Here is a 17,343-nt window from a genome sequence, read left to right as displayed (position 1 = left end):
GTGCATCCTCAAGCGGCGCGGGGCGCCAGGCCCTGCATATCAATGGAAGGAAGGTGTTGGTCGATCAGCTCGGCCAGCAATTGGCCGCTGCCGCATGCCAGGGTAAAGCCGAGGGCGCCGTGGCCCAGGTTCAGCCACAGGTTGCGGTAGGCACTGGCGCCAATCAGCGGCACGCCGGTTGGCGTGGCCGGGCGCATGCCGGCCCATTCAATCGCCTGGGCATAGTCGCCGGCCATAGGAAATGTCTCGAGCGCCTGGCGCTTCATCAGCGCCAGGCGCTTGGGCTCAAGGCCGGCGTCGAAGCCGACGATATCCACCATGGCCGCCACCCGCAGTTGCTCGCCAATACGCGCGTAGACCATCTTGCGGTCGTAGTCAGTGATGCTCACCTTCGGCGCCTGGTGCTGCGCGCCAATCGGCACGCTAAGGCTGTAGCCCTTCAGCGGATAAAGGGGCAGCGACAACCCTGGCAAGCCCAGTTCAGCGCTGCGATGCCCGGCGGCCAGCACTAGGTGCTCCACCGGCATCACCTCATCGCCCACCTCGATGGCCTGCACCACGCCGCCGGCATGGCGAATCGCGGTGACCTTGCGGCCCAACAAAAAGCGGCACCGCCCCGACGCATCAAGCCGCGCCGCCAGGCGCTGGCAGAAGGCATGACAATCGGCCACTTCCTCATTCGGTGTGTAGATACCGCCGACAAAATCGCCCTCGGCCAGCGCCGGTTCCACGCGCGCGCAATCCGCGGCCGACAGCACCTGCTGTTGCAGGATATCGGCGACCTTGCCGCGCGCATGCTCGAAACTGCCGGCATGACGAAACGTCACCAGCTTGCCGTTGCGACGCCAGCTGAAGCCCTCCAGGCGATCATCCTCGCGCCATTGCTGCAAGGTGTCCTGGCTCAGGGAAGCCAGGCGCAGCAGGTGGGCCGCATTGCGCTTGTTCACCGAGCCACGGCAAGCACGCAGGAACGCCGCCATCCAGCGCCATTGCTGGGGGTCCAGGCGCGGGCGCAGCTTCAACGGCGAATCCCCCCGCAGCAGCCAGCCAATCGCTTGCAGCGGCACCCCGGCATCCGCCAGCGGCGCAACATAGCGGTAGGACAATTGCCCGCCATTGGCGAAACTCGTCTCGCGACCCAAGGCGTCGCGTGCGTCGATCACTGTCACCTCATGGCCGGCGCGCACCAGCGCATAGGCGCTCGCCAAGCCGATGACCCCGCCGCCGATGATGCAAACCTGCTTGGCCATGCCAGCCCCCGACCGTTGATTAAGAGAGGCCCAGCCTAGGGGCAGGTGACAGGCCACCGACAATGAATAAAGATGGGTCACCTATAAACAAAGGTTATGGACCTGCCATGCGCTTGCGTCATATCGAAATCTTCCAGGCCATCCGCCAGACCGGCTCCGTCAGCGCTGCTGCGCAGTTGCTGCACGTCTCGCAACCGGCGGTGACCAAAGTATTGCAACACGCCGAATTACAGTTGGGCTTCCCGCTGTTTCTGCGGGTGCGCGGTAAATTGCAGCCAACACCTGAAGCCCTGGCGCTGGAACGCGAAGTCGAGAAAGTCACCGAGAGCCTGCAAGGCGTGCGACGCCTGGCCAAGAGTTTGCGCCGTGCACCTGAGCAAAGCGTGCGGATCGGGGCTATTCCGGCGTTGGCGCTGTCGCTGCTGCCACCGGCGATTCTGGAATGGAAACGCGAATACCCGGACATCGCCTGCGAGCTGTCCAGCGACCATAGTCGCGAGCTGGTGCAGAAACTGTTGATGCGCGAGATCGACCTGGCGCTGACCCTCAATTTCTCCGGGCATCCAGGGTTGACCACACAGGTGCTGGCCAACGGTGTGTTGGTGGCAATGGCCTCAAAGGGCTATTGGCCCGACGCACAAATGCACACCCCCTTGCCACTGGCTGACCTGGCGGGGGCACCGCTGATTGGTCTGTCCAGCGCCGACCCGTTGGCGGCCAAACTCGACAGCTACCTGGAAAACGTCGAGCCGCCACCGCGCGTGACCATCTCGGTGCAAACCTATTCCCTGGCCCGCGCCATGGTCGAATCGGGCGCCGGCCTGACCGTGATCGATCCGTTCACGGCGTTGGGCGCCTCAACGGCCACCACCTGCATCCGCACACTCACACCGCCGCTGCCGATCACTCTGTACGCCCTGACCCGTGCCGATGAACCGCCGCCGCATATGTTGGCCAACCTGCTGGATATCTTCGGCAACCGCGCCCGGGAACTACTGGAACGCTTGTAAGCGCACTGAAGACCCAATGTGGGAGGGACAAGCCCTCCTCCATCTATATGTCTCATTGGCTGTTAAAGCACTTACTTAGTACATGAATTGGAACCTGGGTATCGGTTGCAGAAGCCGATCGGATTGGGCTTTTTACAGTCCAAGAAGTAGGACTCGAATTTGCTGGTGCGGCTGGCGAACTGTCGAGTACATGCCGCTCGCCAGTCTGGATAAACCTCACATTCGACAGGCGAGTCATGAGAGAGCAACACAAAAATATCCGCATGACGTAACGGTTTAAAAATTCTTAAAACTTGGCTAATAGAGCTTTGCTATAACGACCCAGCAATTAATTCATTTTTTGCAAGCAAAAAAAATAAAACAAATTCCGGGACTCAAAAATAATCGACTACATTTGCATAACCTCCCCTTCCTACATGTACGTAGGAGTTATCTTTCAAAGTGGGACCATTCTTACAAAAAAAACAAAAATCCTAGGAAGTTTCTGAAATTTCATTTTTTATTTGACTCACAGAATATTAGGGGCTTTTATATAAGAGCCACCAAGCTTCTTGCTGGCATACAAGACACTTAATTAATCCGACTGGTTATTCTTACAGCCATCTCCATTCATAAATTAAACACCACTGCTCTTTTGTGTAGTAAACAGAAACCAAAAATAAGAAGGGGTAATATATGAAAGATGAAAACGACGATGACTACCTGGATGAACTGGCCTCTGATGTCGAGACCTTAACCCCGGTATCAGATGGAAGTTACGACATGGTTGCTGGAAAAACGGCTCCCGAATTCTAATGAAGCACTAACTAATTGGGCACTGTAAAGCCGGTGCCCAATCATTGGGAGTGGATGGAAAAACATCGTATGAGAATAAAAACGAAGCCCGAAGTAATTTGCCTAACGGAGCTAGGGTATTGCTTTTTTCACAACGGGACGCACCTTCTGAAAATATCGAAAAGAAAGTTTATTGAAGCACTAGAGTCTGACGAAAAATCTGCGCTCATAGCGGAGCGCTATCCAGATTTTTTTAACCTGGCTAACGCCAATGAAGCGAGGAGTTCTTATGAAAAAAGCTCCCTACTTTTCAGCGACTCGCACGAGTGAGCCTGTCGAGCTCTGTCGGCTCGCATTAGTAGCTTTACCCTACGGCGAAGGCCCACAAAAAGTAATGCCGCTTGGCCTGCAGAATATCTCAGCGTATGTAAAAAAAAATGCCAAGCATGCAACTTGTAAAATCTTTGACTACTCCGATCTATACACATCAGATATTAACGAGCTATCCGATTTAATCAACTGGGCTCCACACCTTGTTGGGATCTCAATATATAGCAGTCATGTGCAAGCAGCAATCACGTGGGGAAGCACAATAAAAAATGCCTTGCCCGGAACATTCATTTTCTGTGGAGGCCCTCATATAAGTCTAGCAGCGGAAGATTTCCTGCGTGCGGCCAAAGGGACTTTTGAGTTAGCGTTACGTGGCGAGGGCGAGCATTCAACTGCCAGACTTATAGTACTATTTAATAAAGTTAATACGCAGACCTCACTTAAAACAAAATCAAAAAAACAAAGAAAAAAATACATATATAAAAATCACTTCAATAAAGTACCAAACGCAGTGTGGCTTACCGCATCTGGAAAGCTTAAAGAGTCCTATATAGAAAAAATACAGCTTCCCACAGCAGACTGGGAGAACCCACTCCTTGAATACTCCTCAGAACGCTTACAAAACCTTTATTTCACAGATAGAAATGATGCTAAAAAGAGAAAAGCCATAGCATTGACGAGCAGTCGAGGCTGCCCATTAGCATGTTCCTTTTGCGCTATTGTCGCAGCAGACAAGGAGGGTCCAAAATGGCGGGCCATCGACGCCACGACGCTTGTTAACTGGATGGCAGAAGCCTATACACAGTACTCGTTCGAACACATATACATGATGGATGCGAATTTTTTTGTTCGAAAAGATAGAGTGCTGGAGTTCTCAGAAAAACTGTACAACTTATTCGAAGGTCGAGTCACATGGAGCAGTTCCTCCACCGTAGGCTATCTTCTAAAATTGCAATCCGAACTACCAAAATTAGTAAGGCAGGGATTAAGGCTTGTCGAGATGGGAGTCGAGTCCGGCTCACAGTCCCAACTAGACTACATGAACAAAAAGGTCACTGTACAAAACAATATTGATGCCGTAAGAGCCCTACAAAACAACAGAATAGATGTCGGCCTTGACTTTATAATGTTTTATCACGACCAACAAAAAAGAGAAATCATTGAGAACTTAGTATTCTTGGTTAAATCCGGACTGACCGAACACGAATCCTTAGATCACTACTTCAACATTATGATGTTGTATCCAGAAACGCCCGTAAGAAAAAATTTGGAGAGAAAGATAGGTACAAAGCTTGACTTGTTACAGCTACCAAACAGCAGAGCATTTATTGAAAATCACGAAGTATATAAAATATATACTGCCTATATAGACAACTTTGCAAAACCCATACTAAACCAACTCGAGCAAGCAATTGCATCAAACATTGAAAAGGTCGGGACATCCACTTCACTTACCGAAGTTGCCTACTTATCCTTGCTAAATATTCACTTAAAACATATGCCATTCCAAGTATTATGGTGGCTTTGTCACAACCCAGATAAAACAACTGAAATTAACCGTAAGAATTTTTTTATTAACTATGTAACTAAAATCAATAAAGCTATCGCCAATGACAATGCAATCAACTCCCCCAAACTCAAAATTATAGAAACACCGACAACTGGTTCAGGAGGGAGAAAAGGTGAACTCATAGGTAAATCTTTATAACCAGCCTTCAAACGGGTGTTTTATGAAAGAACGTTCAATTCGCATAGGCGTTAGCGGCGACATAGAAAAACTAAAACAGTTCATTCAGCATCGCAATGACATCAACCATATATATCATCACACACCGATTCGTCACTTTAGTTTGGGCATACGCCCATGGGACAAAATAGAAAATTCGTTAGTTGAGACATGCCTATCCGCAGATTTTACAATGTCAGCACACCCCGTAGACATCAATTTTTCTGGGGTTATTGACATGGCGGATTTAAAAAGCCTCAAGGAGGCACTGGCCACACTTCCTATCATTTATATAGAGGAAGATATCGGAATATGGAGGAACGGCAACCTCTTTTTGGGCGCCCATCAAACCAATCCACCCATGAACAAAACAACATTAAAAACCACTGCTGACAATGCCAGAATCATAAATGACTACTTCGAAATACCCATAGTCTTAGAAAACCCGCCAATCTATAGCGAATTTGGAAATATAGAGTTTTGGGGATTTTACCTAGAGCTATGCAGGCGCTCTGAATGCATGATGGCGCTTGATATTGGACATTATCTGGGCTACTGCAAAACTAAAGGCCTAGCGTTCGATTTACCCTGCGCTACCCACGAAATCTGGAATCTAATTAAAACTGTACACATCTCAGGAGTAAAGTCTTGGCTATGGAATGGTATTCCCGTCTGGCTTGACCAACACTCAGACCCTTTCAACAATGAACTCATGGAGACCTTCAAAAATACGATAATAAAAACCCGAAAAACACATAACGTCTTATTGGAAATGGAGGGAGCACCATTAGAAGTTGAAAACAGCAATATATCCCTCATAAAAAATGCGCTTAGGGATGCGAATAAAAAATGAAAGAAACCTGCAAACTCTCAACAACTATGCTTTTCTCAAAAATATATGAATCTAATAACTTATTATCAAATCCAACATCCCCAGAAGAAAAACACTTCTCATTTGAAAGCATCAGAAGGTATTTAGACATCTCTAGGCACATTAGTAGACGCTGGCCACATACGATCAGATACTTAGAATCCATTCACGGGGAGGACGTTCTAATCGACGTATTTGATCGCTTTGATAAAACCTCGAAAATCTACAAAAACCTAAACGCCGCCGCGTGTGAAATTTTTTTCAAGAAGATAAACACTCAGTTTCCACCCATCGATTCCGAACTACTATTTTACGAAGACTTTCGAAACGGGAGGGACAAGTACTACAAATACACTTCCGTCCTGCCCTTAGGATACCCTCACACTTTAGTCCCCTTCGACCTTGACTCTATTTACACGACACTAATGTTTTATGGTCGAGCTCATGCCCCGTCAATCCTTTATAGAAATCTAGTTCTTGAACCCGGCAAAACTTTCAGAGTCAGCCTATGAAAAGCGCCGCCAATATCGTCTCCCGCTCAGACGCACTATATGGTGGCATCGCGATGGGTGTAACAATACTAGAGCTGGCTCTGATAGCAACCAACCCTAAACTCGGAAGTTTTTCCTTAGAATTTTCACTTATCACACAACTGTTAATTTCCTTGGTTATTGAATTTTACACTGGACATTCGTTCGTAAACCGATTTGGTACGGCCAGCACAACAATTTACGGATTCACATTCAAGCTAGCAAGCGCTGTTTTTTTAACCGCTGGATTCTATTTTGTATTACTCGACTACTGGTATATTAGTTGGTGCTTTATACTCATTTCATTCACCTTAGACTCACTAGGCACTGGCTGCCTGAGGTCATCTTTCAGGCCAGCCTACAACGACCTCCATCTGCACCTCACTGGACATAGCGCAGATTATGTGGGTGCCTTTAAAAAACACCTGCACATACGCATAGGCACTCCATTAACTTTATTACTGATAGCCTCACTCATGATGAGTGGCGGATATTACTTGTATGCTATGTTAGTGACGATGTTGCCAATATTACTATGCCGCTCTACTCAGATTTACTTCTCTCACCATGACCTCAGGCCAATCCTCACTAAAAGAAACAGTTCAGAACATCGAATCCACCTTAACTACATGCAGCACTTTACAATAATATCTAAATACCCCAGCCAGTTTTTTGGATATATAGCAGGCAACACTTTTGAAATGTTGATCCTCATGTACGCAATCGGCTTATTATATCGCCACAATTCCTCTACAGGCATACCTGAAAGCTTATATTGGCTAGGAAGCTCACTAACAGCCTTTTTAGTTTTTTTGGCGTCTACGGCTATCGGAGCAGCCGGGCTATCCAAGCTAACTTTTAAAAAATCCAGCTCAGCACTTTCATCTTTTTGTTTTTTAATGACTATTGCCATATCTCTGGCAATGGCCACTGAAAGCACGGATAGTTTATATTTTTATATACTTTCCGCCTTTTGTTTTCTTGGGACTGGGATCGGAATCATATTGACCCGAGTAACATCAAATGAAATTCTAGATCATGCATGCAGAGAGGAAATATTCTCTTTCTTTTTAATCACAGAACTCATAACGACAGTTTCAGTTATATTCACCGTCACAGCAAGCAGCCTTCTCTTTTCTCCAGAAAAAACAATGAATGGGCTAAGCTACGGCTTAACAATACTCATGGGGGCTTACTGCTTTTCCACTACTTACAAAAAGCCGAAAGAAAAGTAGACTACCGTTGCAAACCAACGCCAAACATAAGCAACAGTTCCGAACCCAGAACAACACAACGTCTCAGGACTGTTCGCTCTTGAATAAACATGGAAATTTTATCGATACACGCCAGAATCGTATCAATAAAATCGACCTTACTGACAGCATTTCAGCAGGCAGCCCTATCCCCCCTTAGTGTTGATGGCACAGCCCCGTTATTTGCCCAGCGAAATGAGTTGCCCCATTACAGCTGTAAATACAAAACTCCAAATCCAATGGAGATCCAATGTGGGAGGGGCTTGCCCTCTCCCACATTTTTTACCTCATTGGCTGTTAGAGCACGTACCGCATGATCGCCACAAAGTGCAGCAGGCTGCCGCCGATCACAAACAGATGCCAGATCCCATGGGAATGCCGCAGGCGTTCCTCCAGGGCAAAAAAGATAATGCCGACGGTGTACAGCACCCCGCCCGACGCCAGCCAGATAAACCCCGCCGTGCCCAGCGCGGCGAGCAGCGGCTTGACCGCCACCAGCACGATCCAGCCCATCACCGCATAGATCACGATCGACAGGATGCGGGCCTCGGAACGTGGCTTGATTTCCTGCAAAATGCCGATCACCGCCAGCCCCCACACGATGCCGAACAGCGTCCAGCCCCACGGCCCTCTTAAGGTCACCAGGCAAAACGGCGTGTAGCTGCCGGCGATCAACAGGTAGATCGAAAAGTGATCGACCTTCTGCATGATCGCTTTTCGCCGCCCCTGCACGCTGTGGTACACGGTGGATGCGCTGTACAGCACCATCAGCGTAAAGCCATAGATCGCGACGCTGACAATCTTCCAGGGGCTGCCGTCCAGGCTCGCCACCACCAACATCCACACAGCGCCAATACACGCCGCGACGGCACCGAGCAAATGGCTCCAGGCGTTGAATCGTTCCCCGTGGTACATCTGACACTGACCTCCTGTAACCGTTAACCGCAGGCTGGCAAGCCTCCCGCCTTGCACATAAGAGTGCAAGGGCCTTGTGACGTTCCGGCGACGCCGGGCGGTTTTGCGGGCACAATCGAGCGCATTCGAACAAGAGTCATGGCCATGCTGATCGACGAAGAATTCACCCTCAAGAAGCTGGAAGTCTTCCTGGCGTTCATGCGCACCGGCAACCTGGCCCGCGCCGCCGCCGAACTGCAAACCAGCAACGTCAGCGTGCACCGCGCCATCCACTCTTTGGAAAATGCCCTGCGTTGCCCGCTGTTCAAGCACGAAGGCCGCAACCTCACACCGTTGGAAAGCGCCTACGTGCTGGAAGAACGTGCGCAGAAACTGGTCGCCGATGTGGTCGACAGCGTGCGCCTGACCCGCGAAGCCGCCGGTTTCTCCGCCGAGCGCTTCAAGCTCGGCTCGCTGTATTCGTTGACGGTCAAGACCGTGCCGCAACTGATCATGGGCCTGAAAATCAGGCGCAGCGAACTCAATATCGACTTGATCCTGGGCTCCAACTTCGACCTGCTCTACAAGCTCAAGAACATGGAAGTGGACGCGATCCTCATCTCCCTCGACGAACACGCCAACGACCCCGACTGCGAGCAGATCGCGCTGTTCTCCGACGACATCTTCCTCGCCACCCCGGCTGACTCGCCCTTCGATCGCGACCAGGAAATCGACCTGGCCGACGTGCGCGACGCCACTTTCATCACCCTCACCCAAGGCTTCGCCACCCACCAGGATGGCAACCGTGTGTTCAAGCAGGCGGGGTTCGAGCCCAAGGTGGCGATGCAGGTCAACGACATCTTCACCTTGCTGAGCATGGTCAGTTCAGGGGTGGGCTATGCGTTGCTGCCGGGGCGGATTGCGGCAGTCTACGAGAACCGCGTGAAGCTGATACCGCTGCAGACGCGGTACCGGCTGCAGCAGCATATCGGCGTGGTGTTCCTGAAGGCCAAGGAGCGCGACCCGAACTTGCTGGCGTTGTTGGCGGAGTGTCGGATGTATGCCAATCGGCAGGCTTGAGATAGCCATCGGGGGCAAGCCCCCTCCCACACTTGAATGTGTTCGCAATTCAAAATGTGGGAGGGGGCTTGCCCCCGATGAGCATGGGTATCTACACAACTTTTCAGCCCCTGACAAATCTCCCTGTGGCGAGCGGGCTTGTCCCGCGTTGGGCTGCGTAGCAGCCCCAAAACCAGCCTCTGCAGAGTGTCTGATACACCGCGTTCTTCTTGACTAGGGCTGCTACGCAGCCCAACGCGGGACAAGCCCGCTCGCCACAACAGCCCTATTTTCCGGGCATTCAGCGTTGAGCCAACGTTGTGTAGATACCTATGCCCCGATGAGGCCAAACCAGACAACACAACTTCCAAAGCTAGCCAACCAACCCGCGAACAATGAAGTACAGCAACGAAGGCCCAAGCAAACACCCAAGCCCGGTGTGGAACGTCGCCGTCAGCGCACCATACGGCACCAACCGACGATCCGTCGCCGCCAGCCCCGCCGTCACGCCACTCACGGTCCCGGCCAAGCCACCAAACACCATCGCCGAACGCGGGTTATCCAACCCCATCCAACGCGCCGCTACCGGCGTGCCGACCATCACCAGGATCGCCTTGATCAGGCCGGTGGCGATCGACAGCGCCATCACATCCGAGGTCGCACCAATCGCCGCACCGGTCACCGGGCCAACGATGTAGGTCACGGCGCCCGCGCCGATGGTGGTCATGCTGATCGCATCCCGATAACCAAAGGCCCAGGCCATGCTCGCACCAACAATAAACGGCAGGATCGTGCCGAGCAGCAGCGCAATCACGCCGATCATCCCGGCTTTGCGCGCTTCGGTGGCTTGCACTTCAAACGCCGTGGCGACAATCGCGAAGTCGCGCAGCATCGCCCCGCCCATCAGGCCGATGCCGGAGAACAGCGACAGATCCGCCAGGCCTTTTTGCCCGCCAGTCATGGTGCCGCCGACCCAGGCCAGCACCAGGCCGATCACGATCGCAATCGCCGAGCCATGGATGCGCCCGAACGTCAGGCGCTTGGACAGCACCACGGAAATCCACATGACCACGCCGACGAAGGCGAACGCGGTGATCAGGCCGTTATGTTCCAAACCTTTTTCAATGAGATCCCACATATCAGCGACCTCCCACTGGCGCGATCAGCGGCTCTTCATCGGGTAACGGTTCACCCTTATGAGTGCGGCTGATCAGGGCGATGGTGCACCCACACACCACCACCGAACCAATGGCCGCAAGCACCGCGACCGGGCCACCGTGCAGGGCGGTGACCACGTTTTGCTGCGCCGCCATCGCAACCACCACGGGGATGTACATCGCGCCCCAGAAGCCGACGCCCATTTCGCAGTCCTTGGTCATGCCGCCACGCTTTTGCATCCACAGGCGTGCGCAGATCAACAGGATCATCGCGATCCCTACCCCGCCCACATTGGATTTCACGCCGAGCAGTACGCCGAGCATGTCGCCCATGATCACGCCCGCCAGCGTGCAGATCGCCAGCAATGCCACACCGTAAATAATCATTGTTGTTGTCCTCAAAGTGCTCGATCGAAATTGTTGTTGTTGTGCTTCGAAAGCCTTGGGTGGTGCTTTATCGGTGGCGGCGCTCCTCCTCTTCCAACAGGGCCTGCAAGGTGTCCAGGCGTGCGCCTTCGCAGGCGATCACCGTGCCTTGTTCAAATACTCGGCGTGACAGGCCGGTGAGTACGCTGCCTGGGGGCAGTTCGATTTGCAGGCGCACGCCGCGCTCATAGGCGCTTTGCACGGTGCCGCGCCAGTCGACGACGCGGCACATGTTGAAGGCCAGGTCGTCGCGCAAATGCTCGGGGTTGTGAATGGGACGCGCCCGGGTACTGCTCAGGTAAGTGATGCGCGGCGCTTTAAGCGTGACAAACGCCTGGGCCAGTGCCCGGGCAGGTTGTTCCAGCAGCGCGCAATGGGACGGCACGCTCACGGCCAGGCGCTTGGCGATGCCGTTGCCTTTGATGCGTGCCGCGACCAGCTTCATCGCCTCGTCGCTACCGGCAATGACGGTCTGGTTATCGGCGTTGATATTGGCCAGGTATACCGGGGTCTGCGGGCTGTGGATATCGGCCAGCAGGGCTTCGACAGTGGATAACTCAGGGCCGACCAGCGCGGTCATGCCGTAGCCTTGTGGATAAGCGTGCTGCATCAGTTCACCCCGCAGGCTGACCAGCCTGACAGCGTCCGCAAAGTCCAGGGCACCGGCAATGACCGCCGCCGGATACGCCCCGATGGACAAGCCCGCCACGTAATCCGGTGTGCGCTCCAGCAAGCGCGCATGGGCCACACCCGCGATCAACAGACACAGCTGCACCGCGCGGGTACTGGCCAAGGCTTGCGCCGAATCGAGCTGGCGCACGTCTTCACCGAGGGCATCGCTGGCTTCGTCCAGTACCGAGACGGGCAACCGCGTGAGCATGCCCGGACGCTGCGCGCCCTGCCCCGGAAACACGAGCAGGCTGCTCATGCCACGGCCTGCCAGGGATCGAGCACAAGGTGTGCGCCACGCGCGGTTTTCAACAGCACCCGCCGCGAGCCGCCGGCCCATTCGCGCAAGGCGACGGCGCCGAACGGGGTTTGCAGTTGCAGGTCCACGGCGCAGGCCGCGGTGTCCAGGATCGCCAGCAGGTCTTGCGCATCCCGCCGGTCAAGCGGCGCGGGCGTACGCAGGAGCAAATCCAGATCGCTCATTGCATGCAGTGCCTCAATGCCCGTGGCCAATTCGAAACCCGCGCTGCCCGTGACGCCCCAGGTCTGCTGCGCCAACACCGGCCGCAGTTGATCGAGTGCGCGCAACGCCGGCAAATCCCGGGGCGAGATCGCGTCGCGCAGGGCTTCCGGCGCCACACTGCGCTGCACGGCGGCCAGGGGCATTGCCGTCGCAAAACGCTGCTCACGCAGACGCCCGCGCACACCGACCGCCACCTGGCCCGGCTCGGCCATGGCGCGACGCACCACCACCGGGTGACCGGCGCCGATGGCCTCCAGCGCCCAGCCCGGCGCGTCGCTGGGCAGATGCGCAGGGGTCATGCCCCAGAGCAAATCGTGAGCGTTCACCATTGTTCCCGCAGCAACTGGCGTACATGGCTGGAGGCCGCGCGATTAGTAGCACCGAGGCGCCCACTCAAATCACGGCTATCGATATCCTGGATCGCACTGACCAGGCAATCGCTGACTCGCGTCACATCGTCCTGCGTCGGCTGTTCAATCTGGCTGACCGACAAGGTTTCCCACAGCAGGCCGAGGCTGGCAAAACTGTCGATGTCATAGGCCATGGGCGGCACGCTGGCAGCCAGGGCTTCAAGCTCTTCGACACTGCGCAGGGTCACCCGCGCCGCCGATGCCTTACCCATGGCATGCACCATCACGCCGGGGTCGCGCAGGGCAATCAGGCGGTTGGCCTGGTAACCGTGGGCGAGGAAGGCACCGGACATGGCCTTGCCCACCAGCAGCGCAATCACCGGGTGCCCGGCCAGGCGGGCACGGGCGTAACTGTCGGCGGCGGCGGCCAGGGCCTGGTGGATGCCGAGGGCTTCTTCGCGACGGCCATAGGCTTGGCTCGGGACATCGACGATGGCGATGATGGGACGCTTGTCGCCACGGGCGATGGCTTCATCCACGGCCTTGGCCAACCCCCAGCCTTCCAGCAGACCGACTTCGCCGTTGCGTGCACGGGGGAAACGGTTTTGCGCGTCGGGGACCACGGCGATAAAGCGCACCGCATGTTCCCCCAATACGCCGTCGGCAACTTTCAACGAGCCGGGCAAATCGGCCACAGGCGTGGCACCGGCGCTCAATGCGTTAAACCACTGCAAGCCTCTCATGAGCGTTCTCCCTGATACAGAGCGCGAACCGTCGCCGGGTCGATTTGCGGTGCAGCGTCCAATTCGGCCAGGCGCGCGAGGTAATAATCGGCCTGGCGGCTGCGCTGCTGCGCAGGCAAACCTTGTTGCAACAGCGCGCTGACCGTCTCTTGAAGTTGCGCCACATCATCTGCCACATAACGGTCGACCAACCCGCTGTTGAAGCGTTGCTCGCCACCGGTGAGGCTCCAGATGAAAGGCCGGTCGCGGGAGTCGTACTCATCAAGACCGGCTTCCTGCTCGATCACTTGCGGGCCATTCAGGCCAAGACGGGCTTCGCGGGTGACGACCAGGTAACTGCACAACCCGGCCGCGATGGACATGCCACCGAAGCAACCGACACTGCCCGCCACCACACCGATCACTGGTTGGTACTGGCGCAGATCGACAATGGCCGCATGAATGTCGGCAATCGCTGCCAAGCCCAGGTTGGCCTCCTGCAAGCGCACGCCACCGGTTTCCAGCAGCAGCACGGCGCGGGTCGGAACCCCGTTGCGGTTGTCTTCGGCGGCCAATTCGAGGGCGCCAGCGATTTTTGCGCCGCCCACTTCCCCCAGGCTGCCCCCCTGGAAATTGCCTTCGATCGCGGCAATCACCACAGGCACGCCTTCAATGCTGCCCTTGGCAATCACCACGCCGTCATCGGCCTGGGGCACCACACCCTGGCGACTGAGCCAGGGCGACATGACGCGCTGGAATGGGTCGATCAATTCTCGGTAAGTGCCGCTGTCCAGCAGAGCCTTGGCCCGCTGCCGCGCCCCCAGTTCAACGAAACTGTGTTTGCTGAGCAAGTCAGTCATGGCCGATCTCCTCGAAACCCTGTTCCAGGCGCAAACGCACCACGCCGGGAGTCGCGCCGAAATCGTGGATATCAATCTTCAGGGCCGGCGGGGTTTGTTCCTGGAAGATCCGCTCGAACAGGTGTTGCCAGCGTTGTTCGGCGCCATTCACCGAGGTTTGCACCTGAATGGTCAGGGTGCCAGCCGTGCCCGGTTCCAGCAGCACTTCCAGGTCGCCCGAGCCGACACACCCCACCAGCGCACGGCCTTTGGGTGGCTGCCCGGCGGGGAATTCAAAGGATAAGGTTTCCATCACAACGCTCCATCGAGGCGGTCGATAAACAGGCAGGCGGCCAACAGGTCGGCGGCACCGCCGGGGGAGGCATTCAGGGCCAGCAATTGTTGGTCGAGTTCATGCAGTTGGCGGCGGCCGGCGAGGGTTGCGCTGCCGCCCGCCTCCAGCACGGCTTGGGCCCCGCGTTGCATGGCGTGTTGGCCTTCCAGGCCGGCACGGTAGAGCACGCAGGTGTCGGCCAGCTCGGTCATGATCGCGAGCAAGGCATCCAGGCGTGCGTTCTGTTCACCGGCATTTTGCCGGCGGCTTTTGTGCAGTTGCGGCAGGCCGCGTTGCAGCACCGAGGGGAAGCCCAGTTGCGCTTCTTCACGGGCGCCGCGTGCGCCGTAGCGCTGGGCGACGTGTGCGCCATGGCTCATTGGCTGGGGCGCGTAGCGGTCATTGAGCAGGGCCAGTTTGGCGGCTTTCAAGGTCACGGCGCTGGCATGGGCGGACTGCGGTTCCAGTGCCGCTGCGGCGGTCAGCAGGCCGAGGGCCCAGATCGCACCGCGGTGGGTGTTCACGCCGTTGGTGGTGGCGAGCATCGCCTGCTCACCTTCGCGGCCCAATCGGCCGAGGGCTTCGCGCAGGGGTAAGCCGACTTCACCGATGTCGAGCGCGGCATCAGCCATCTCCTTGAACATCGGCCACAGCGACAGCGCCGAGGCGTGCATCAGCCCCAGGTGCAAATCGCTATGGGCGCCGTTACCACGACGGTCAACCAGGGCAGGTTTGGGCGACAGGTCGGCTTCATCGATCAGCGCATCCACGGCCATATCCGCCAGGCGTTCGGCGAGGCTCAGTTCATGCAGTTTGAGGGCGCGCATTTACCAGCTCCTGAATTTGGCGGGCGGGTTGTACAAGCCACCGGACCACTCCACCAGGTCGGCGACGCTCTTGGCGGCCAACAGCTCACGGGTGGCGTCAGTGCGGCGAATCCCCAAGTCCTCGGGCAAGGCGATCAGCCCCTCGCGGCGCATGCGCGCGGTGTCCTTGGGGTTGTGGCGCATGCCGATGGCGGTCACCCCGGCGACGGCGGCGATCATCGCCTGGCGCTCTTCGAGGGAGCGCGCCTTGTACAGGTAGGCAATGCCTTCTTCGGTGAGCAAGTGAGTCACGTCGTCGCCATAGATCATGATCGGCGCCAGGGGCATGCCGCTTTTACGCGCCACTTCCACGGCGTCGAGCGTGTTGACGAAGGTGGGTTTGCCGCCTTCCTGGAAGGTTTCAACCATCTGCACCACGAGCTTTTTGCCGCGTTCCAGCAGGGCTTCGGGCGCATCATCGTGACGCATATCCAACCACGCCGGCGTGCCATGGCGGCGACCGCGCGGGTCGTGCCCCATGTTCGGCGCACCACCGAAACCGGCGAGGCGGCCACGGGTCACCGTTGAAGAGTGGCCATCGCCATCAACTTGCAGGGTGGCACCGATAAACAGGTCCACCGCGTATTGGCCAGCCAGTTGGCAGAACATACGGTTGGAACGCATCGAGCCGTCACGACCGGTGAAAAACACATCCGGGCGGGCGGCAATGTAGTTCTCCATGCCCAGCTCGGTGCCGAAACAATGCACGCTTTGCACCCAACCGCTTTCGATGGCCGGAATCAGCGTGGGGTGTGGGTTAAGGGTCCAGTTGCGGCAGATCTTGCCCTTCAGGCCGAGGGATTCGCCGTAGGTGGGCAAGATCAATTCAATGGCGGCGGTGTTGAAGCCAATGCCGTGGTTGAGCGACTGCACATTGTGTTTTTCGTAGATGCCACGGATCGCCATCATCGCCATCAGCACATGCACCGGCTTGATATGGCGCGGATCGCGGGTGAACAGCGGCTCGATGTAGAACGGCTTGTCGGCCACCACCACAAAGTCCACCCAACTGGCGGGGATGTCGACACGGGGCAAATCGGTGACGTCATCCACCAACTGGTTGACCTGCACGATCACGATGCCATCGCTGAACGCAGCGGGTTCGATCAGCGCGGGGGTGTCTTCGGTGCTGGCGCCAGTGTAGATATTGCCGGCGCGGTCGGCCATGAAACCCGCCGAGAGCACCACGTTGGGGATCAGGTCCACCACCAGCCGGGCATAGAGTTCGATGTAGGTGTGGATCGCGCCGATTTCCAGCAGGCCATCTTCGAGCAGTTGGCTGATGCGCAGGGATTGGGTGCCGGCGAAGGAAAAGTCCAGCTTGCGTGCGATGCCCTTTTCAAACAGGTCCAGGTGCTCGGAACGCCCGACGCTGGGCATGATCATGTGCAAATCGTGGAGCTTGGCCGGGTCGGCCTTGGCCAGCGAGCGCGAGAGGAAGTCGGCCTGCTTTTGGTTGTTGCCTTCCAGCACCACGCGGTCGCCGGGGAGGATCAGGGCTTCGAGGGCTTCGACGATTTTATCGCTGGGCAACACGGCCCCGTCTGCGTAGTGCTTGACCCGCTCGAGCCGCCGCTGCTTCTCGTCGCGCCGCCGCGTCCAGCGCGAGTCGGGGTTGATTATTGTTGTCATGGTCGCTCCACGGGTTTGCTGTCGTGGGCTGTACCTTAGGAGTGATTCAGGGGGGTATCAATCAAGCTCAGTGGCAGATCGTTACGGTTGGAGTAATGGAGCATCTGCAAACGCAGACCCGAGCCCAG

16 protein-coding genes are annotated in these 17,343 nt (G+C 56.0%); 5 read left to right on the top strand and 11 right to left on the bottom strand.

Annotation, left to right across the window (positions count from 1 at the left end; genetic code table 11):
* Positions 1-8 precede the first annotated feature (8 nt).
* Entirely contained in the window at positions 9-1,250 is a 1,242-nt protein-coding gene (locus A7317_RS27635; RefSeq protein WP_069077214.1) for a D-amino acid dehydrogenase, read from the bottom strand.
* 107 nt (positions 1,251-1,357) lie between these two features.
* Here A7317_RS27635 and A7317_RS27630 point away from each other — a divergent pair, with 107 nt between their 5' ends.
* The 4 genes from A7317_RS27630 (at position 1,358) to A7317_RS30795 (ending at position 7,726) form a co-directional block, all read left to right on the top strand.
* Positions 1,358-2,260: a LysR family transcriptional regulator gene (locus tag A7317_RS27630; protein WP_069077213.1), complete on the top strand. Its 903-nt coding sequence runs from the start codon at positions 1,358-1,360 to the stop codon at positions 2,258-2,260.
* A 1,063-nt stretch (positions 2,261-3,323) separates the two neighbouring features.
* A complete protein-coding gene (locus A7317_RS30410) occupies positions 3,324-5,072 on the top strand; it encodes a B12-binding domain-containing radical SAM protein (RefSeq protein ID WP_172831363.1) in 1,749 nt (582 codons plus the stop codon).
* A gap of 22 nt (positions 5,073-5,094) precedes the next feature.
* The gene (locus A7317_RS27615) at positions 5,095-5,943 is read left to right on the top strand and encodes a DUF692 family multinuclear iron-containing protein (RefSeq protein ID WP_024077877.1); all 849 of its coding nucleotides are present in this window, start codon (positions 5,095-5,097) and stop codon (positions 5,941-5,943) included.
* Positions 5,944-6,469: 526 nt separating this feature from the next.
* Entirely contained in the window at positions 6,470-7,726 is a 1,257-nt protein-coding gene (locus tag A7317_RS30795) for a hypothetical protein (protein WP_155766422.1), read from the top strand.
* 315 nt (positions 7,727-8,041) lie between these two features.
* On the opposite strand, the gene trhA is transcribed toward A7317_RS30795, so the two are convergent.
* Positions 8,042-8,659: a PAQR family membrane homeostasis protein TrhA gene (trhA, locus tag A7317_RS27610; protein ID WP_024077878.1), complete on the bottom strand. Its 618-nt coding sequence runs from the start codon at positions 8,657-8,659 to the stop codon at positions 8,042-8,044.
* 144 nt (positions 8,660-8,803) lie between these two features.
* Between trhA and A7317_RS27605 the strand changes: the two genes are divergently transcribed.
* A complete protein-coding gene (locus A7317_RS27605; RefSeq protein ID WP_069077210.1) occupies positions 8,804-9,718 on the top strand; it encodes a LysR substrate-binding domain-containing protein in 915 nt (304 codons plus the stop codon).
* A gap of 352 nt (positions 9,719-10,070) precedes the next feature.
* Here A7317_RS27605 and madM read toward each other — a convergent pair whose 3' ends face one another.
* From madM to mdcA, 9 genes are all read right to left on the bottom strand, one after another.
* On the bottom strand, positions 10,071-10,835 hold the full coding sequence (gene madM, locus A7317_RS27600; protein WP_024077880.1) for a malonate transporter subunit MadM: 765 nt from the start codon (positions 10,833-10,835) through the stop codon (positions 10,071-10,073).
* Between the two features lies 1 nt (position 10,836).
* A complete protein-coding gene (madL, locus tag A7317_RS27595) occupies positions 10,837-11,241 on the bottom strand; it encodes a malonate transporter subunit MadL (protein ID WP_015886323.1) in 405 nt (134 codons plus the stop codon).
* Positions 11,242-11,308: 67 nt separating this feature from the next.
* Entirely contained in the window at positions 11,309-12,208 is a 900-nt protein-coding gene (mdcH, locus tag A7317_RS27590; protein WP_069077209.1) for a malonate decarboxylase subunit epsilon, read from the bottom strand.
* Positions 12,205-12,801 (bottom strand): malonate decarboxylase holo-ACP synthase, encoded by a 597-nt coding sequence (locus A7317_RS27585; protein ID WP_024077883.1) that lies wholly within the window; start codon positions 12,799-12,801, stop codon positions 12,205-12,207. Before A7317_RS27585 ends, mdcH begins: the two co-directional genes overlap by 4 nt.
* The gene (mdcE, locus tag A7317_RS27580) at positions 12,795-13,565 is read right to left on the bottom strand and encodes a biotin-independent malonate decarboxylase subunit gamma (protein WP_069077208.1); all 771 of its coding nucleotides are present in this window, start codon (positions 13,563-13,565) and stop codon (positions 12,795-12,797) included. The genes A7317_RS27585 and mdcE overlap by 7 nt, the downstream gene beginning before the upstream one ends.
* Positions 13,562-14,404, bottom strand: coding sequence for a biotin-independent malonate decarboxylase subunit beta (locus A7317_RS27575; protein ID WP_069077207.1), 843 nt, complete (start codon positions 14,402-14,404; stop codon positions 13,562-13,564). The genes mdcE and A7317_RS27575 overlap by 4 nt, the downstream gene beginning before the upstream one ends.
* Positions 14,397-14,696, bottom strand: coding sequence for a malonate decarboxylase subunit delta (locus A7317_RS27570; RefSeq protein WP_024077886.1), 300 nt, complete (start codon positions 14,694-14,696; stop codon positions 14,397-14,399). Before A7317_RS27570 ends, A7317_RS27575 begins: the two co-directional genes overlap by 8 nt.
* Positions 14,696-15,544, bottom strand: coding sequence for a triphosphoribosyl-dephospho-CoA synthase (locus A7317_RS27565; RefSeq protein WP_024077887.1), 849 nt, complete (start codon positions 15,542-15,544; stop codon positions 14,696-14,698). The genes A7317_RS27570 and A7317_RS27565 overlap by 1 nt, the downstream gene beginning before the upstream one ends.
* Positions 15,545-17,215: a malonate decarboxylase subunit alpha gene (mdcA, locus tag A7317_RS27560; RefSeq protein WP_024077888.1), complete on the bottom strand. Its 1,671-nt coding sequence runs from the start codon at positions 17,213-17,215 to the stop codon at positions 15,545-15,547. It lies immediately after the preceding gene.
* Between the last annotated feature and the right edge of the window lie 128 nt (positions 17,216-17,343).

This window comes from Pseudomonas fluorescens (assembly GCF_001708445.1).
In the GTDB taxonomy this organism is placed as follows: Bacteria; Pseudomonadota; Gammaproteobacteria; order Pseudomonadales; family Pseudomonadaceae; genus Aquipseudomonas; species Aquipseudomonas gorinensis.
The sequence above is the reverse complement of the archived record's forward strand: the minus strand, read 5'-3'. Positions and strand labels throughout refer to the sequence as shown.

Bases quoted from the DNA above. Each gene is read 5' to 3' on its own strand.
- A7317_RS27635 (WP_069077214.1), bottom strand. From the start codon at position 1,250: ATGGCCAAGCAGGTTTGCATCATCGGCGGCGGGGTCATCGGCTTGGCG.
- A7317_RS27630 (WP_069077213.1), top strand. From the start codon at position 1,358: ATGCGCTTGCGTCATATCGAAATCTTCCAGGCCATCCGCCAGACCGGC.
- A7317_RS30410 (WP_172831363.1), top strand. From the start codon at position 3,324: ATGAAAAAAGCTCCCTACTTTTCAGCGACTCGCACGAGTGAGCCTGTC.
- A7317_RS27615 (WP_024077877.1), top strand. From the start codon at position 5,095: ATGAAAGAACGTTCAATTCGCATAGGCGTTAGCGGCGACATAGAAAAA.
- A7317_RS30795 (WP_155766422.1), top strand. From the start codon at position 6,470: ATGAAAAGCGCCGCCAATATCGTCTCCCGCTCAGACGCACTATATGGT.
- trhA (WP_024077878.1), bottom strand. From the start codon at position 8,659: ATGTACCACGGGGAACGATTCAACGCCTGGAGCCATTTGCTCGGTGCC.
- A7317_RS27605 (WP_069077210.1), top strand. From the start codon at position 8,804: ATGCTGATCGACGAAGAATTCACCCTCAAGAAGCTGGAAGTCTTCCTG.
- madM (WP_024077880.1), bottom strand. From the start codon at position 10,835: ATGTGGGATCTCATTGAAAAAGGTTTGGAACATAACGGCCTGATCACC.
- madL (WP_015886323.1), bottom strand. From the start codon at position 11,241: ATGATTATTTACGGTGTGGCATTGCTGGCGATCTGCACGCTGGCGGGC.
- mdcH (WP_069077209.1), bottom strand. From the start codon at position 12,208: ATGAGCAGCCTGCTCGTGTTTCCGGGGCAGGGCGCGCAGCGTCCGGGC.
- A7317_RS27585 (WP_024077883.1), bottom strand. From the start codon at position 12,801: ATGGTGAACGCTCACGATTTGCTCTGGGGCATGACCCCTGCGCATCTG.
- mdcE (WP_069077208.1), bottom strand. From the start codon at position 13,565: ATGAGAGGCTTGCAGTGGTTTAACGCATTGAGCGCCGGTGCCACGCCT.
- A7317_RS27575 (WP_069077207.1), bottom strand. From the start codon at position 14,404: ATGACTGACTTGCTCAGCAAACACAGTTTCGTTGAACTGGGGGCGCGG.
- A7317_RS27570 (WP_024077886.1), bottom strand. From the start codon at position 14,696: ATGGAAACCTTATCCTTTGAATTCCCCGCCGGGCAGCCACCCAAAGGC.
- A7317_RS27565 (WP_024077887.1), bottom strand. From the start codon at position 15,544: ATGCGCGCCCTCAAACTGCATGAACTGAGCCTCGCCGAACGCCTGGCG.
- mdcA (WP_024077888.1), bottom strand. From the start codon at position 17,215: ATGACAACAATAATCAACCCCGACTCGCGCTGGACGCGGCGGCGCGAC.